The sequence below is a fragment of the Klebsiella sp. CN_Kp073 genome (assembly GCF_040065495.2).
Classification (GTDB): domain Bacteria; phylum Pseudomonadota; class Gammaproteobacteria; order Enterobacterales; family Enterobacteriaceae; genus Klebsiella; species Klebsiella aerogenes.
This window is the reverse complement of the sequence record NZ_CM198051.1, coordinates 2,341,086-2,355,275: the sequence shown is the minus strand read 5'-3', so window position 1 is coordinate 2,355,275 and position 14,190 is coordinate 2,341,086. Positions and strand designations below refer to the sequence as shown.

Annotated in this window: 13 protein-coding genes; 1 reads left to right on the top strand and 12 read right to left on the bottom strand. The window is 56.1% G+C overall.

What is annotated here, in order from left to right; translation table 11 throughout:
• Position 1: 1 nt before the first annotated feature.
• The 5 genes from ABLV66_RS11305 to ABLV66_RS11285 all read right to left on the bottom strand — a co-directional run bounded on the left by ABLV66_RS11305 (position 2) and on the right by ABLV66_RS11285 (position 4,110).
• On the bottom strand, positions 2–277 hold the full coding sequence (locus tag ABLV66_RS11305) for a metal/formaldehyde-sensitive transcriptional repressor (RefSeq protein WP_015705585.1): 276 nt from the start codon (positions 275–277) through the stop codon (positions 2–4).
• A 104-nt stretch (positions 278–381) separates the two neighbouring features.
• Positions 382–855, bottom strand: a complete 474-nt coding sequence (locus ABLV66_RS11300) for a GNAT family N-acetyltransferase (RefSeq protein WP_348876706.1) — start codon at positions 853–855, stop codon at positions 382–384.
• Between the two features lie 16 nt (positions 856–871).
• Positions 872–2,254, bottom strand: coding sequence for a 4-hydroxyphenylacetate permease (gene hpaX / locus ABLV66_RS11295; RefSeq protein WP_348876707.1), 1,383 nt, complete (start codon positions 2,252–2,254; stop codon positions 872–874).
• 284 nt (positions 2,255–2,538) lie between these two features.
• Positions 2,539–3,066: a cytochrome b561 gene (gene cybB, locus ABLV66_RS11290; RefSeq protein WP_047048825.1), complete on the bottom strand. Its 528-nt coding sequence runs from the start codon at positions 3,064–3,066 to the stop codon at positions 2,539–2,541.
• Positions 3,067–3,207: 141 nt separating this feature from the next.
• Complete coding sequence (locus tag ABLV66_RS11285; protein ID WP_052766971.1) at positions 3,208–4,110, bottom strand: endonuclease/exonuclease/phosphatase family protein; 903 nt, start codon at positions 4,108–4,110, stop codon at positions 3,208–3,210.
• A 499-nt stretch (positions 4,111–4,609) separates the two neighbouring features.
• On the opposite strand from ABLV66_RS11285, the gene gap reads away from it, so the two are divergent.
• On the top strand, positions 4,610–5,608 hold the full coding sequence (gene gap / locus ABLV66_RS11280; protein ID WP_047048829.1) for a type I glyceraldehyde-3-phosphate dehydrogenase: 999 nt from the start codon (positions 4,610–4,612) through the stop codon (positions 5,606–5,608).
• Between the two features lie 41 nt (positions 5,609–5,649).
• On the opposite strand, the gene ABLV66_RS11275 is transcribed toward gap, so the two are convergent.
• The 7 genes from ABLV66_RS11275 to ABLV66_RS11245 all read right to left on the bottom strand — a co-directional run bounded on the left by ABLV66_RS11275 (position 5,650) and on the right by ABLV66_RS11245 (position 14,071).
• Positions 5,650–6,441, bottom strand: coding sequence for a YdcF family protein (locus tag ABLV66_RS11275; protein WP_348876708.1), 792 nt, complete (start codon positions 6,439–6,441; stop codon positions 5,650–5,652).
• 110 nt (positions 6,442–6,551) lie between these two features.
• Entirely contained in the window at positions 6,552–7,988 is a 1,437-nt protein-coding gene (locus ABLV66_RS11270; protein ID WP_348876709.1) for an amino acid permease, read from the bottom strand.
• Positions 7,989–7,998: 10 nt separating this feature from the next.
• The gene (astE, locus tag ABLV66_RS11265; protein ID WP_348876710.1) at positions 7,999–8,994 is read right to left on the bottom strand and encodes a succinylglutamate desuccinylase; all 996 of its coding nucleotides are present in this window, start codon (positions 8,992–8,994) and stop codon (positions 7,999–8,001) included.
• Positions 8,995–9,004: 10 nt separating this feature from the next.
• Positions 9,005–10,345, bottom strand: coding sequence for an N-succinylarginine dihydrolase (gene astB, locus ABLV66_RS11260; RefSeq protein ID WP_047048840.1), 1,341 nt, complete (start codon positions 10,343–10,345; stop codon positions 9,005–9,007).
• Between the two features lie 22 nt (positions 10,346–10,367).
• A complete protein-coding gene (gene astD, locus ABLV66_RS11255; RefSeq protein ID WP_348876711.1) occupies positions 10,368–11,834 on the bottom strand; it encodes a succinylglutamate-semialdehyde dehydrogenase in 1,467 nt (488 codons plus the stop codon).
• Positions 11,825–12,847, bottom strand: coding sequence for an arginine N-succinyltransferase (gene astA, locus ABLV66_RS11250; protein WP_161801935.1), 1,023 nt, complete (start codon positions 12,845–12,847; stop codon positions 11,825–11,827). The genes astD and astA overlap by 10 nt, the downstream gene beginning before the upstream one ends.
• 18 nt (positions 12,848–12,865) lie before the next feature.
• Positions 12,866–14,071 (bottom strand): bifunctional succinylornithine transaminase/acetylornithine transaminase, encoded by a 1,206-nt coding sequence (locus ABLV66_RS11245; protein WP_063416071.1) that lies wholly within the window; start codon positions 14,069–14,071, stop codon positions 12,866–12,868.
• Positions 14,072–14,190: the final 119 nt, after the last annotated feature.

Genomic DNA, 14,190 nt, shown 5'->3' with positions numbered 1-14,190 from the left:
TTTATTTTAAATAGGATCGTAGCAGGTGACCTACTTCCGCCATGCGGGCGGCGCGTTGGTCCGGGGTGGTATCGCCGCTAACCAGTTCATCCTGCAGATGCATCTCTACCAGCTCCCCCATCAAACCGTTGGCGGCGCCGCGAATGGAGGCAATCTGTTGCAGGATAGTCATGCAGGGTTCGCCGGACTCCAGCGCGCGTTCCAGCGCTTCAACCTGTCCGCGAATACGGCGTACGCGGCTAAGCGCACGCTTCTTGTCTTCTGGTGAATGTGGCACGAGATGCCCTCCATATCATATAGGGGGGTATACTATATTTATTTGACTAAAGTGGCAAATTGAAACGCCGCTAACAACCATAGCATAGCGGCGCAGGATTACCGTTAATCGAGCGTGAGGGTCATAGCTATACAGCGTAACTCGGCGTTGGCCATTTTTGAATAATGATATTTTTCACCTTGAGAAACAAAGCCATGGCGTAGATAAAAGCCCGCCGCATTGGGGGTCGCCTCAAGCGTAATGGTTTCGAGCCCCCGTAGGCGGGCTTCGGCAATAACCGCCCCCATGATCAAATCCGCGCATCCCTGCCCGCCCCACTCAGGAAGCGTAAAGATCGCTTCCACGCTTAAGGACTCAATATCGAGATAGCCTGTAGCGACGGGTTGGCCCTGCGTATTTTCCACGATATAAAACGGATTATCGGCAACGGCGTGACGATACCCTTCGGGCATCTGTTCCGGCGTCCAGGCGTGAATCACTTCAGCGCCATAGCTTTGACGACAGCCATGGCGAATCGCCTGATTACGGATATTCCACAACGCAGGGGCTTCATCGGGTACCGCGCGTCTCACTCTCATCGCTACTCCTGTTTTTTTATGGCGTCGCTCGTGGACGGCTGGCCTTCATCGGGATGCGCGATACCACCAGCGCCCCCAAAACCAGGAACCCGGCAACGAGGTAAAATCCGGCGTTGAAGCTACCGGTTAAATCCTTCAGCCAACCGAATAATAACGGACTCATGGCCGATCCCATATTACCTGTCGCGTTAATCACCGCAATGCCGATCGCTCGCGAGCGCAGGCTGATGGATTGATCCGGCGTGGTCCAGAAAATCACCATCGCCGCATAGGCACCCGCCGAGGCCATAATCACCCCCAACAGTTGCATGATGCTATTTGACCCGTGCGCCGCCAGCATCCAGCCCGCGGCGGCAAACAGGTAGGGCAATAACGTGTGCAGCTTACGTTCCTGTAAGCGGTCAGAACGTTTGCTCCACCAGATCATCGCCATAATGGTACAAATATGCGGTACGGCGCTGAGCAGGCCAATGGCGATATTGCTGCTGCCCTGGTTAAAGCTTTTGAGAATGAGAGGCGTCCAGACGCTAAGCGCGCTTAAAGTATTACAGAGAAAGAAATAGGCCAGCGTATACATCAACACCACCGGGGTGAAGACGTCGCGCCAGAGGCTGCCTTTCCCCTGCTGCAGCGCGCTCAGACTGGCGCTACCGTTCGGTTGCACTAGTCGTAGTTTGTCCTTCTCCATCATCTCGTTAAGGCAACGTTTGTCTTCATCGCTCAGCCATTTGGCCTTTTTCGGGCTATCATCGAGATAGAACCAGACCACCGCCCCCAACAGCACCGATGGGAATCCTTCCAGCAGGAACAACCACTGCCAGCCTTTAAGCGCCAGCATACCATCCATACTGAGAATATAGCCGGAGACCAGCGAGCCCAGCGCCATCGTCACCGGCATAGCAATCATAAACAACGCATTGGCGCGCGCCCGGTAGTAGGCCGGAAACCAGTAGGTTAAGTAGAGCAGAAGCCCCGGAAGAAAACCGGCTTCGGCAATCCCCACCAGCATGCGCAGCAGATACAGGCTATTCGGCCCGGTCGCAAACATGGTCGCTGTCGATGCAATCCCCCAAACCACCATAATGCTGGCAATCCAGCGACGGGCGCCAACGATCCCCAGCATGATGTTACTGGGAATACCAAAGATGACATACATCGCGTAGAACAACGTCGTCGCGAGGCCGAACAAGGTGCTACTCAGCCCCAAATCCTGGCTCATCGTGAGCCCGGCAAAGCCAATATTGATACGGTCAAGAAATGAAAAGATAAAAAGCAGAAACAGAAAAGGGATCAAGCGCCGGAACAATTTATTGATCACCACCTGCTCGCGCGGGCTCAGGCGTTCAGCGCCACCGGCATCGGCGACAGGCGGAGAAGTGGCCGGTATATTATCGGTCATGTCAGGGTTTCCTTTTGCTCATCGGTATTGAAAATGCAGGCGTTTTAGCCAATGACGCTGCGGATACCGCTGAACGTGCCAGGGTATCGTTTCGACGACCTCCCGGCTGGATTCAATCCACCGCACTGAGATTCTTATAGAACCTTTCGTTTCGTTTAGACATTTTTATTTACATAATTGATACAAATTTGCAGTATAAGTAACATTTCACGAATCATTTATTGGCGAGTGACGGAAATAAAAAACCCGCCGGCCGGCGGGTTCAGTCGTGATAAGCGGGGAACTCAGCGCTTGCGCGGCATCATGCGCAGCAGCGTATTATCTTTCCATAAATAGTGATGCAGCAGAGCCGCCAGCGCGTGCAGGCCAATGACGAAATAGCCGATATTCGCCAGTACGCCGTGCAGTTCCTTCAGGGTGTTGACCAAAGCGAAGTTGCTTTGCGCCGCAAAGGGCATCGTCAGGCCGAAAGCAAACCACGGGTTACCGCGGTAATACATCATTACCATGCCAATCGCCGGTAGCGCGATAAACAGCAGGTATATCACCAGATGGCCAAGATGGGCGAAACCGGTCATCATCGGCGAGGGTTTAGGAACAATCGGCGGCGCTGGAGACTTCAGGCGCACCAGAAGCCGTACGACCATCAGGACAAAAATGGAAATGCCGCAGGAAACGTGGATCATGTTGATTACCGGGCGGTCGCTGCGTGGGAAGAAGCCGCGCAGTTCCATCGCCGCGTAGGCGACGGCAACCAGTAAAAAGACCAGCCAGTGTATTCCTATCTGCAGGCCAGAATATTTATCGCGCATGAATAAACCTTAATGGAAGTGTGATGTTGTTAACATAACCGCCTTCCCTTAAATTTTCATTAACCTTTACCGAGGATTAAACAACAGCGTTGGCGCGAATTGAAGATCATAGGGCTCTTTTGCAAAGAGCCCTGGGCAATGTTACTGCTCGGTGAGCTGCAGTTCTGCAATGACCGGCAGATGGTCGCTGGCCGCTGACCAGTTAAATTCCGGCGAATTATGCGGGATCTCCAGCTTCTTCACATCCCACTTTTGCCCTTTGAAGGTGAAAATGTGGTCGATATCAATGGCCGGGTTAACGGCAGGCCAGCTACGCGTATCCGTCCCCTGCTTCGACACTTCGTTAAAGAAATAACCGATCTCTTTCACCGGCTGTTCTTCACGGGTTGAATTAAAATCGCCGGCCAGGATCTTAATTGAGGAGGCGATATCTTTAAAATCAGACGCCGCATCGCCAATACTCAAATCGAGCAGATAGCGAGCCTGCTCGGTACGCATGGTGGGGTCTTTTTGCCAGTCAAGATGAGTCACCATGATAATCGGCGCGGAATCAAAGCCAGGTACGTCGACCTGCGCCAGCAGCGCCACACGCTGTTCCGCATTGCCTGATGGCAGCTTCACCACCTGCGAATGCAGGATTTTGTATTTTGACAGCAGCCCCAGACCGTACTCTCCGCCATCGAAATCTAACGCTTTACCAAAGGCATAATGCATGTTGTTGGCATCGGCAATCGTCTTAAGCTGATCGATTTTCTGGCTGCGCTGAGTTTTGTTATCGACTTCCGGGACGGCAATAATATCGGCGTTAATTTTTTTAATCGCTGAATTAAGTGCCGTAAAATCGGCCACATTATCAGAAGCTTCATTCTTGCCGATATTATAGGTTGCTATGCGCAATTTCGGCTGATTTTGGGTATAGACTTTATCTGGCACCCCGCCTTTTTGTACTGCAAGTATTTCATTACCCGCAAGTTTCTCAGCCGCCAGAACGTTAGCCGACAGACACGCCAGCGCCACCATCGTCAGTGCAATGCTCTTTTTCATTGGTATGTTATTCCCCTATTTAAGTATTCTTATATTAGGGTACCGAGTGAAGACATTGATTATCGTGATGTATGGCGCAAACTTATAACGCAGGGTGAATTAAGTATCCCGAAACATTTTAGGTTATCCACAAAACGGGTCAGTATCAGATCGCATAGTTTGTGGATAACTCGCCTCAGACCGCGTCAGCTCTACCCTCACGCCATATGTTCATTATTCAACCACATACGCGTGCATGCAGGATGGACGCCTGCCTAAATACCGTAACGACATGTAGGTAATGTTTACCATTTAACGCCGCATGATGAAGCAGGCAGGGTTATACTTCCTTCGCACCATCTCGCTCCACGTGACAGTGACCGAAGACGCTTAAGGTAGATAACTTAGCCATTGGAACACCGCGGTGAATAGCTAAGTCAATGAAAGGAAGAGATATATCCTTCCCCACTCTATCTGAAGATAGTTTTAATGTATCAACTTCACCACCAGGAGAGTACCCATGAGTAAACTTGGTATTAATGGATTTGGTCGTATTGGACGCTTAGTACTTCGTCGTCTGTTGGAAGTAAATAGCCCGCTAGAGGTCGTAGCCATCAACGATCTCACCTCGCCGAAAGTCTTAGCCTATCTGCTTAAACATGACTCTAACTACGGCCCTTTCCCATGGAGCGTTGATTTTACAGAAGATGCGCTAATCGTTGATGGTAGGAAAATTACCGTTTATGCGGAAAAAGAGGCCCAGCATATTCCGTGGAAAGCCGCGGGCGCAGAGGTGATTGTTGAATGTACCGGCTTCTATACGTCGGCTGAAAAATCGCAGGCGCACCTGACCGCCGGCGCGAAGAAAGTGCTGATTTCCGCCCCTGCCGGCGAGATGAAAACCATCGTTTATCACGTCAATGACGACACCATGAGCCCGGATGACACCATTATTTCGGTTGCATCCTGCACCACTAACTGTCTGGCGCCAATGGCTAAAGTGCTGAACGATGCTTTCGGCATTACCGTGGGCACCATGACCACTATTCACGCTTATACCGGTACGCAATCGCTGGTCGACGGACCCCGTGGCAAAGACCTGCGCGCCTCGCGAGCGGCGGCGGAGAACGTTATACCCCACACCACCGGCGCGGCAAAAGCCATCGGTCTGGTGATCCCGGAACTCAGTGGGAAACTGAAAGGTCACGCCCAGCGCGTGCCGACTAAAACCGGCTCAGTCACTGAGCTTGTGTCCGTGCTGGCGAAGAAAGTCACCGCGGAAGAGGTTAATCAGGCCATGAAAAATGCGGCGGCGAACAACGAGTCTTTTGGCTACACCGAAGAAGAAATTGTCTCCTCCGACATTATCGGCAGCCATTTCGGCTCAATCTATGATGCGACCCAGCTGGAGATCGTAGAGGCCGGCGGCGTACAGCTAGTGAAAACCGTGGCCTGGTACGATAACGAGTACGGTTTTGTCACCCAGCTTGTCCGCGTGCTGGATAAATTCGCGAAGTAATCCCAGAATCTGCGGATAGCTGCGGCTATCCGCCTTTCTCCCTACCCCAGCGTTCTGGCGTTCAGCGCCTGGCTCAATAGCGTATCTGCACGCAAGCATTGCCACGCCGCGCTAACATCGCGTGGGAAATCGACATGGGCAATAAAATCTTTACCGTTGGGGCCATAACCCTGCGGATTATCCAGCAAACGCGGCAGCTCGCCAAGCAGCAGTTCCAGATAACGCCCCACCGGCCACAGTCCACTATCATCTCCGCTGAATCTCAGGCCAGTAGCGCTATTTTCGAGCCGCGGCGAACAACCGGGGTAGCTCCACCAGTGCGGCGGCGCCGGAGCATCCTGCCAGACGCGGGCAAACGTCGCCATCGTCCGACGCTGCATTGTCGGATCCTGAATCACCACGCCAGACGCATGATCCAGCCCACGCTCTTCCAGTAACCGGCGGGTAAACCACGCGTTTTCGCCGCAGTTGGTTGAACGGTCTTCCACCACGATGCGATCGCGCGGTATTTGCCAGAAACGTTCGGCGATATCCGCCAGGATATGCGATTCCGGACGCCCCTCTACCTGCAGCGCCTGATAGTGCGGATGCTTTCGTACAGCGTTATATAAAAAGGTCGTCGAATGACCAATGCCGCCGCTTATCAGCAACGGGACCTGCGCCTGCGCCGCCAGGTGACAGGCGGCATCAATCGTCGGGATCACCGCATTGCCGGCCAGCACGACAATTTTCGGCTGTGGCTCCTGCGGTAAATCATCCTGCGCCAACCAGGCGCCAATCTGATTGGCCGCCGCTAACGTCTCGAGCGAAAGCGCCGGGAAATGCTCTGTCATACCCTTTCCTTCTTTTGTCCTGGTCCAACGATGGAGTGCCGGGCGACATCATAAACCGCGCTAAGGCGAAAAGGAAAATCCGGCAGCCACGCTTAAGCTGCCGGGTATCATCAGGCGCTGACATTATCCAAAGCCAGTTGCCCTTCGCGCTTCTGTTTCACTTTCCAGAAGCACCATAGCGCGATAAACCACACCGGCGAGGCCATCAGCGCCAGCAGCGTATCCGGGTCGAAAATCATAATGAAGATCGAGAAGGCGAAAAACAGCAGGCTCAGCCAGCACATCACCACTCCCGCCGGCATTTTGAATTTCGACTGCGCGTGCAGGTCCGGGCGTTTATGACGATACGCCAGATATGCCACGAGGATCATACCCCAACTGAAAACCACCATGATCGCCGCCAGCGTCGACACAATGGTAAATAACGTCATCACGTTTGGCACCAGGAACAGCAGTAACGTGCCGCTTAGCATGCAGAAGCAGGAGAACAGCAGGCTACGTACCGGAATGCGGGTATTACGCGACAGAATACGGAACTGCCAGTGCGCATGTTTTTCCACCGACAGGCCGTAGAGCATGCGGGTACTGGAGTAAACGCCGCTGTTCGCCGACGACATGGCCGACGTCAAGGCGACAAAGTTAATTACCGCGGCGGCGGCAGGCAGCCCGGCCTTGGCGAACAGGGTCACGAACGGACTGGCATCCGGCGAGACGCCCGGCCATGAAGCCACGGCAATAATCACCACCATCGACAGCAGATAGAAAATAATGATGCGCAGCGGCAGCGCGTTAATCGCCTTCGGCAAGATGCGCTCAGGATCGCGCGTTTCCGCCGTCATGGTGCCGAGCAGCTCAATACCGGTGAAGGAGAAAATCGCTATCTGGAAACCGGCGAAGAAACCGGTCACCCCGTGGGGCATAAAGGCCGTCGGGTCGGTAATATGGCCTAAAGAAGCCTTCACGCCATCCGGCGAAGTCCAGCCAATAGCAATCATCCACGCGCCGGTCAAAATCAGCGCGATGATGGTGATAACTTTAATCAGCGCAAACCAGAACTCGGCCTCGCCGAACATTTTTACCGACAACAGATTAAACAAGAACAGGATCCCAAGCGTACTCAGCGCGGGCATCCACGCCGACATCTCCGGGAACCAGTACTGCATATAGCTGCCGCAAACCACCACGTCGGCGATACAGGTCACCACCCAGCTAAGCCAGTAGGTCCAGCCCAGATAGAAGCTGGCCTGCGGGCCGAGATAATCGCCGACGAAATCCGCAAACGAACGATAATCCAGGCGGGTCAGCAACAGCTCCCCCATCGCCCGCATCACCATATAGGTAAAGAAACCTACCAGTAGATAAATAAGCAGAATGGACGTTCCGGCGACGGCGATGTTTCTGCCCGCCCCCATAAACAGTCCGGTGCCGATAGCGCCGCCCAGCGCAATCATCTGAATGTGCCGGGCGCCAAGGCCGCGTTTGAGCTGCGACGGGCACTCCCCGTCGGCGGCAGGATGAACCTGCCCCTCACGTTGATGTTCAGTCATGTTGATTCCTTCAAGCAGGCATGGAAAGGCTTGGCGCGGTAGCGGTCAGCAGCAGCCCGGCGCGTTGACCGGCGGCGACGCCCGCATTCGGAAACAGGATGTAGGGGGCGTCGGCATTGACCACCCAGGTTTTCTGCGCTTGACGGGCGATTTCATAGCCTGCCGGCAGCGCGGTAAAGTTTTCAATTTTCGGGTCGAGATTAAGGGTGAAACCGTTCTCGCTCTTGATGATGCTCTGCTGCACCACAAAGTATTCGACCGGCCCTTTGCTGCGCGGCGGCATGATGCCATCGGCGATCAGCGCGCCGATGGCCAGTTCGGTGGCGGCAAACAAGCGCAGATCATTTTCACCGAATGGCATCACCTTCCCCAGTTCCAGCGTGGCGCTTTGCGCGCCGAACTTCTCGCTGGTGAAGTGGGTAAAGGTGCCGCCCGGTTCGGTATGGCGCACGATGGCGTCCATACCGCTGGCCTGTAACAGCTGATAAAAATCCGCGCCGTAGTCGCCATCATGAGCGGGCAGCAGCGCAAACTGCCGATATTTCGACCCGCGAATGGCGGTATGCAGATCGAGATGCGTGCGCGGCACCTTGCCGTGGACATCGGCGCTACGGAAGAAGGCCTGTACGGCCATCTCCAGTTCAAAAGCGCGCCGCGATTCGTTACCGGGCATCGCCGCCAGATGGCGACCGCCAAACAGCCGGTTGAGATCGTTATGCAGATAGCGACGGCCGGCGCGAATGGCGGGCAGATTGCCGAACACCACCAGTAGCGCGTGGGTCAGCGGCTGTTCGCCATGGCTTAACCCCTGCAGGATCTGCAGCAACATTTCAATCGGCGCGGTTTCGTTACCGTGCACCCCGGCGGAAAGCACCGTCGCCTGTCGCCAGGGCGTTTTTGGCAGCAGTTGCAGAATGCCATCGCCTAACCAACTGGCTTCGATAGCCGGCGGAAAGGTCCATGTCTGCAGTTTACAATGCAGTAAATCGTTGACGTTTTGTTCCATTCCCGGCCCCTTATCGCTGGAAGTCATAAATCGCGCCCAGATGTAAAATCTGCGTCAGCTCGTCCAGCGCCTGATAAACCTCGCGCAGTAGCTGCGGGTCGGCGAGATCGCTGGCATGCAGGCGGTCGCGATAATGCTTTTCAACCCACGCGGTCAGCTGCCGGTAGCGTTCGTCATTCATCAGACTGTGAGCGTTGACCGCCGCGCGCTCGGCATCGTTAAGCACCACCCGCAGACGTAAACAGGCCGGGCCGCCGCCGTTGCGCATGCTTTCACGTAGATCGAATGCCGCCACTTCATCGATAGGCGATGCGCTATCGGCGGCGAGAGCGGAGAGATAACGCCAGACGTTTTCACGCTGACGACACTCTTCCGGCACCACGATCAGCATTTTGCCATCGGTTTTGCTCAGTAACTGGCTGTTGAACAGATAAGAGGCCACCGCGTCATCGAGGCTAACCTGCTCGTCCGGCACTTCAACGCTGGTAAATGGAATATTCAGACTGGCGTTTCTCTCCTTCAGCGTCGCCAGCACCTGCTGCTGTTGCAGGAAGGCGTGCTGATGATGGAACAGTACGTGACGGTTGCTCACGGCGATAACATCATTGTGGAATACGCCATGGTCGATAGCCTGTGGATTTTGCTGAGCGAATACGGTGTACTGCGGGTCGAGCTGATGCAGACGCGCCACCGCTTCGCTGGCCTCCAGCGTCTGGCGTGCGGGGTATTTTGCTGGCGTAACACCGCCGCTGGCGCGCTTACCGTAAACAAAAAACTGCACGCCCTGGCGGTCATAATCCCCGCAGAAACGGTTATGGTTAGCGGCCCCTTCATCACCTAAATCGCCATGCTGCGGCAGTGCCGCGTGATGCGCAAAGTAGCGCTCATCGGCGAAGGTCGCCCTGAGGATGGCCGAGGTGATCGGCGCTTCCTGCATGCGGTGCAGCTTATTGTTGAGGTTCGCCACCGTAAAATGCACTTTTCTATCAGCGCTATCGGCCGACGGCGACACGGTGGCGGCGTTGGCGGTCCACATCGAGGAAGCGGAGCTAAAAGCCGATAATAACTGCGGGGCCTCTTTGGCCGCACGCTGGATCACCTGCTCATCGCTGCCCTGAAAACCAATGCTGCGCAGCATCGTCATATTTGGCCGCGGCTGCGGCGGCAGAATGCCCTGTACAAAGCCACGATCGGCCAGGGTCTTCATCTTATAAAGTCCCTGCAGCGCCGCCTTCTTCGGGTTAGATAAACCGTCACGGTTGTTTTGTGACGCTTCGTTGCCTACCGACAACCCGGCGTAGTGGTGCGTTGGCCCCACCAGGCCGTCAAAATTCGCTTCAAATCCAGACATAGTGTCCTCACAAAAACGGTTATCAGAATGGCAGACCTGGCGACGTCGTCGCCGGAAGCGTCAGCGTTTCGCTGACCAGAGAAGCCATCGGCCAGGCGCAATAATCGGCGGCATACCACGCCGAGGCGCGATGGTTGCCGGAGGCGCCGACACCGCCGAATGGCGCTTTGCTGGAGGCCCCGGTGAGCGGTTTGTTCCAGTTAACGATCCCGGCGCGCGCTTCGTCGGCCAGCTTGTCGAACAGCGCCGGGTCGGCGGAAATAAGCCCGACCGCCAGACCGTAGCGGGTGTTATTGGCAATCGCGATCGCCTCATCGAACCGGTCGTATCGAATCACGGTAAGCAGCGGGCCGAAGTACTCTTCATCCGGTACCGTAATCCCGGTAACGTCGATAATCCCCGGCGTTAACACGGTAGAGTGAGGGTCCGGCTTGCTCATGCGCAGCAGCACTTTGCCGCCCAGCGCTTCCAGCTTCGCCTGCGCCGCCAGCATGCCCTGCGCCGCGCTTTGCGAAATCACCCCGCCCATAAACGGCTGCGGTTCGGCGTCCCATTTACCGGCGCGGATCTGCCGACTGGCATCAATCAGTTGTTCGACTAGCGCATCGCCCTGTTCGCCGCGCGGTACCAGTAAACGACGCGCGCAGGTGCAGCGCTGCCCGGCGGAGATAAAGGCCGATTGAATAATCACGTTCAGCGCCGCAACGCTATCGGTAACGTCGGCCACGATCAGCGAGTTATTGCCGCCCATTTCAAGCGCCAACATTTTCTCCGGCTGACCGCCGAGGTAACGGTGGAAGTGGAAGCCAGCGGCGGCGCTACCGGTAAACAGCACGCCGTCGATATCGCGATTTTCCAGCAGCGCCTGGCCGGTATCTTTCGCCCCCTGCACCAGGTTTAGCACCCCATCCGGGATCCCAGCCTGCTGCCATAGCTGAACGGTGAGTTCCGCGGTCGCCGGCGTCAATTCGCTCGGTTTAAATACCACGGTGTTACCGGCGATCAGCGCCGGGATAATATGGCCGTTCGGCAGATGCCCCGGGAAGTTGTAAGGGCCAAACACCGCCATCACGCCGTGCGGCTTATGGCGCAGCAGCGCTTTGCCATCCGGCATAGCGGACTCGCGATAACCGGTGCGTTCGGCGTAGGCATCAATGGAAATCCCGGCTTTGCCGATCATCGCCTGTACTTCAGTGCGGGTTTCCCACAGCGGCTTGCTGGTTTCACGGGAAATTAATGTCGCCAGTGCCTCTTTATTCTCTTCCAGCAGCGCCGCGAAACGCTGAACCACGGCAATGCGTTCGCTTAATGGACGATGCGACCAGCCATAAAACGCCTCGCGCGCGGCGGCGCAGGCGGCCTGCACGTCGGCCGCGCCCGCACTTTGCGCCTGCCATAAAACGGACTGGTCTTCCGGCGCCAGCTTAGTTAACGGCGCGCCTGCGCCCTGCTGCCACTTACCTGCTATAAACTGTGCGTTTACCGCCATGATCTGTTTTCCTCTGGATTGAGTGTCACCGCGTGAACCCGGTCGGTGGCATTGACCTGCAGGGCGTCCAGCGCCTGCTGATCGAGCGCTCCCGGCGTTTCTTGCGCGATGAGCACCGCGCGGAAATTATCAAACTGTCCGTTGGCGACGATGGTTGGCGTCGCCTGCGGCGTCATGAGTTGCAGCGCCGGCAGCGAATAGCTCTCTCTGATAGCGCGAATATTATCGGTTTCAGCTTCCAGTACCGGGCCGGCATCGAAGATGTCGACGGACCCGCGCCAGCTAAACCCTTCTTTTTCGAGAATAGCCCGCGCCGGCGCGGTGTTAGCATGAACCTGGCCTATCACCTCGCGGGCATCATCCGGCAGCAGCGAGATGTAAATCGGGTAAGCCGGCATCAGTTCGGCGATAAAGGTTTTCATCCCTGTACCGGTGAGGCGATCGGCATCGGCGAAAGGAATGTCGAAAAAGTGGTGCCCCAACGCATCCCAGAATGGCGAATTACCCTGCTCGTCGCTGCGCCCGCGCAGCTCGGCAAACAGATGAGGCGAAAACCACTCGCGGAACGCGGCAATAAAGACAAACCGCGCTTTGGAGAGCAGCAGGCCGTTGCGGTTCTTCTGGTACTCCGGGTCCAGAAACAGGGTACAGAGTTCGCTATGGCCGGTATGGTCGTAGCTTAAATTGAGCAATTCCTGATGCTTGTATACCCCAAGCTCTTTAGATGCCCGTACCGTCTTTTGAATACGAAAATTGTAGAACGGTTCGTCGAGCCCCACCGCGACCTCAATGGCGCTGACGCCGACAACCCGGCTCAGTTCGGTATCTTCCAGAACAAACAGAAACCCCTGTTCGCCGCGCGTCAGCTTGCCGGCAAAGGTTTCTACGCTACGTTTGATCCGTGCGGCGAGGCGCACGGCATCATTGGGCAGCGATGTCATTCCCACGCCCGCCCGGGAGGCCAGGCGGACAATATCATCAAGGTCGTTTTCCCGTACGGGACGAAATAACATCATAGGCCGTCTCCCGGATTAGCTGGTTAAGCGGGCGACGGCGCGCTCAAGGCGCACGAAGGCTTCATCAATATCCGCCAGGGGAATATTGAGCGCCGGGGCGAAACGCAGTACGTCCGGCCCGGCTATCAGCGCGATCAGCCCCTCTTCCGCCGCCAGATTGGTCAGCGCTTTGGCTTTGCCGCGCAGATGGCTTGCCAGTTCGGCGCCAATCAGCAGCCCCATCCCACGCACGGCGCTAAAGACATCATATTTGGCGTTCAGCGCATTGAGTTTATCGACGATAAGGGTATGGCGTTCGCCCACGCCCGCCAGCAGCGCGCTATCCATTTGCGCCAGCACGCTATTAGCGACGGTCGCCGCCAGCGGGTTGCCGCCGAAAGTCGTGCCGTGAGTACCGGGCTGGAACACCTGCGCCCAGGCCTCTTTCGCCAGCATCGCGCCAATTGGGAAGCCGCCGCCCAGCCCTTTCGCGCTGGTGAGAATATCCGGAACCACGTTGTAATGCTGGTAAGCATACAGTTGGCCCGTACGCCCGGCGCCGGTCTGCACTTCATCAAAAATCAGCGTTGCTTCATGCTCATCGCACAGGTCGCGCAGCGCCTGCAGGAATTGCGGATCCGCCGGCATGACGCCGCCTTCGCCGATAATCGGTTCGACGATGACCGCGCAGGTGCGGGAAGAGAACGCCGCTTTCACCGCGTCGATGTTGTTATACGGCAGATGGGTGATGTCCTGCGGTAATGGCGCATAGTCGCTGGAATACTTCGGCTGTCCTCCCACGGTGACGGTAAACAGAGTGCGCCCATGGAAAGAGTTCTTGAAGGCGATGATTTCGCTCTTGTCGGCGCCGAATTTGTCGTGCGCATACTTGCGCGCCAGCTTCAGCGCGGCTTCGTTGGCTTCAGCGCCGGAGTTACAGAAGAAAATTTTATCGGCGAAGGTCGACTCCACCAGGGTTTTCGCCAGCTGCAGCACCGGTTCGTTGGTATAGCCGTTGCCGATGTGCCACAGCTTATCCAGCTGCGCTTTCAGCGCGTTAGCCAGCGCCGGATTCGCATGACCCAGCGCGTTAACCGCAATGCCGCCAGCCACGTCAATGTACTCTTTACCCTGCTGGTCCCAGACGCGGGAGCCCGCCGCTTTCACCGGGATAAACGGCGCGGGAGCGAAACACGGAACCATATAAGCATCAAAATCTTCGCGAGTGATACTGCCTGACATAACAATTCTCCGGAACGAGGATCGGCGGCATAAATTGGCCAATCGTGAATAGTCGAATTTAACAATTTCCCTTTAGCCGTTTTCAGGGCGCACACGTCCCGCTGCGATGACAAATATTT

Excerpts from the sequence above, each read along its gene's own strand:
- astD (WP_348876711.1), bottom strand. The coding sequence starts at position 11,834 with ATGGCGGTAAACGCACAGTTTATAGCAGGTAAGTGGCAGCAGGGCGCA.
- ABLV66_RS11270 (WP_348876709.1), bottom strand. The coding sequence starts at position 7,988 with ATGACTGAACATCAACGTGAGGGGCAGGTTCATCCTGCCGCCGACGGG.
- hpaX (WP_348876707.1), bottom strand. The coding sequence starts at position 2,254 with ATGACCGATAATATACCGGCCACTTCTCCGCCTGTCGCCGATGCCGGT.
- astE (WP_348876710.1), bottom strand. The coding sequence starts at position 8,994 with ATGGAACAAAACGTCAACGATTTACTGCATTGTAAACTGCAGACATGG.
- ABLV66_RS11300 (WP_348876706.1), bottom strand. The coding sequence starts at position 855 with ATGAGAGTGAGACGCGCGGTACCCGATGAAGCCCCTGCGTTGTGGAAT.
- ABLV66_RS11275 (WP_348876708.1), bottom strand. The coding sequence starts at position 6,441 with ATGACAGAGCATTTCCCGGCGCTTTCGCTCGAGACGTTAGCGGCGGCC.
- ABLV66_RS11285 (WP_052766971.1), bottom strand. The coding sequence starts at position 4,110 with ATGAAAAAGAGCATTGCACTGACGATGGTGGCGCTGGCGTGTCTGTCG.
- ABLV66_RS11245 (WP_063416071.1), bottom strand. The coding sequence starts at position 14,071 with ATGTCAGGCAGTATCACTCGCGAAGATTTTGATGCTTATATGGTTCCG.
- astB (WP_047048840.1), bottom strand. The coding sequence starts at position 10,345 with ATGTCTGGATTTGAAGCGAATTTTGACGGCCTGGTGGGGCCAACGCAC.
- astA (WP_161801935.1), bottom strand. The coding sequence starts at position 12,847 with ATGTTATTTCGTCCCGTACGGGAAAACGACCTTGATGATATTGTCCGC.
- cybB (WP_047048825.1), bottom strand. The coding sequence starts at position 3,066 with ATGCGCGATAAATATTCTGGCCTGCAGATAGGAATACACTGGCTGGTC.
- gap (WP_047048829.1), top strand. The coding sequence starts at position 4,610 with ATGAGTAAACTTGGTATTAATGGATTTGGTCGTATTGGACGCTTAGTA.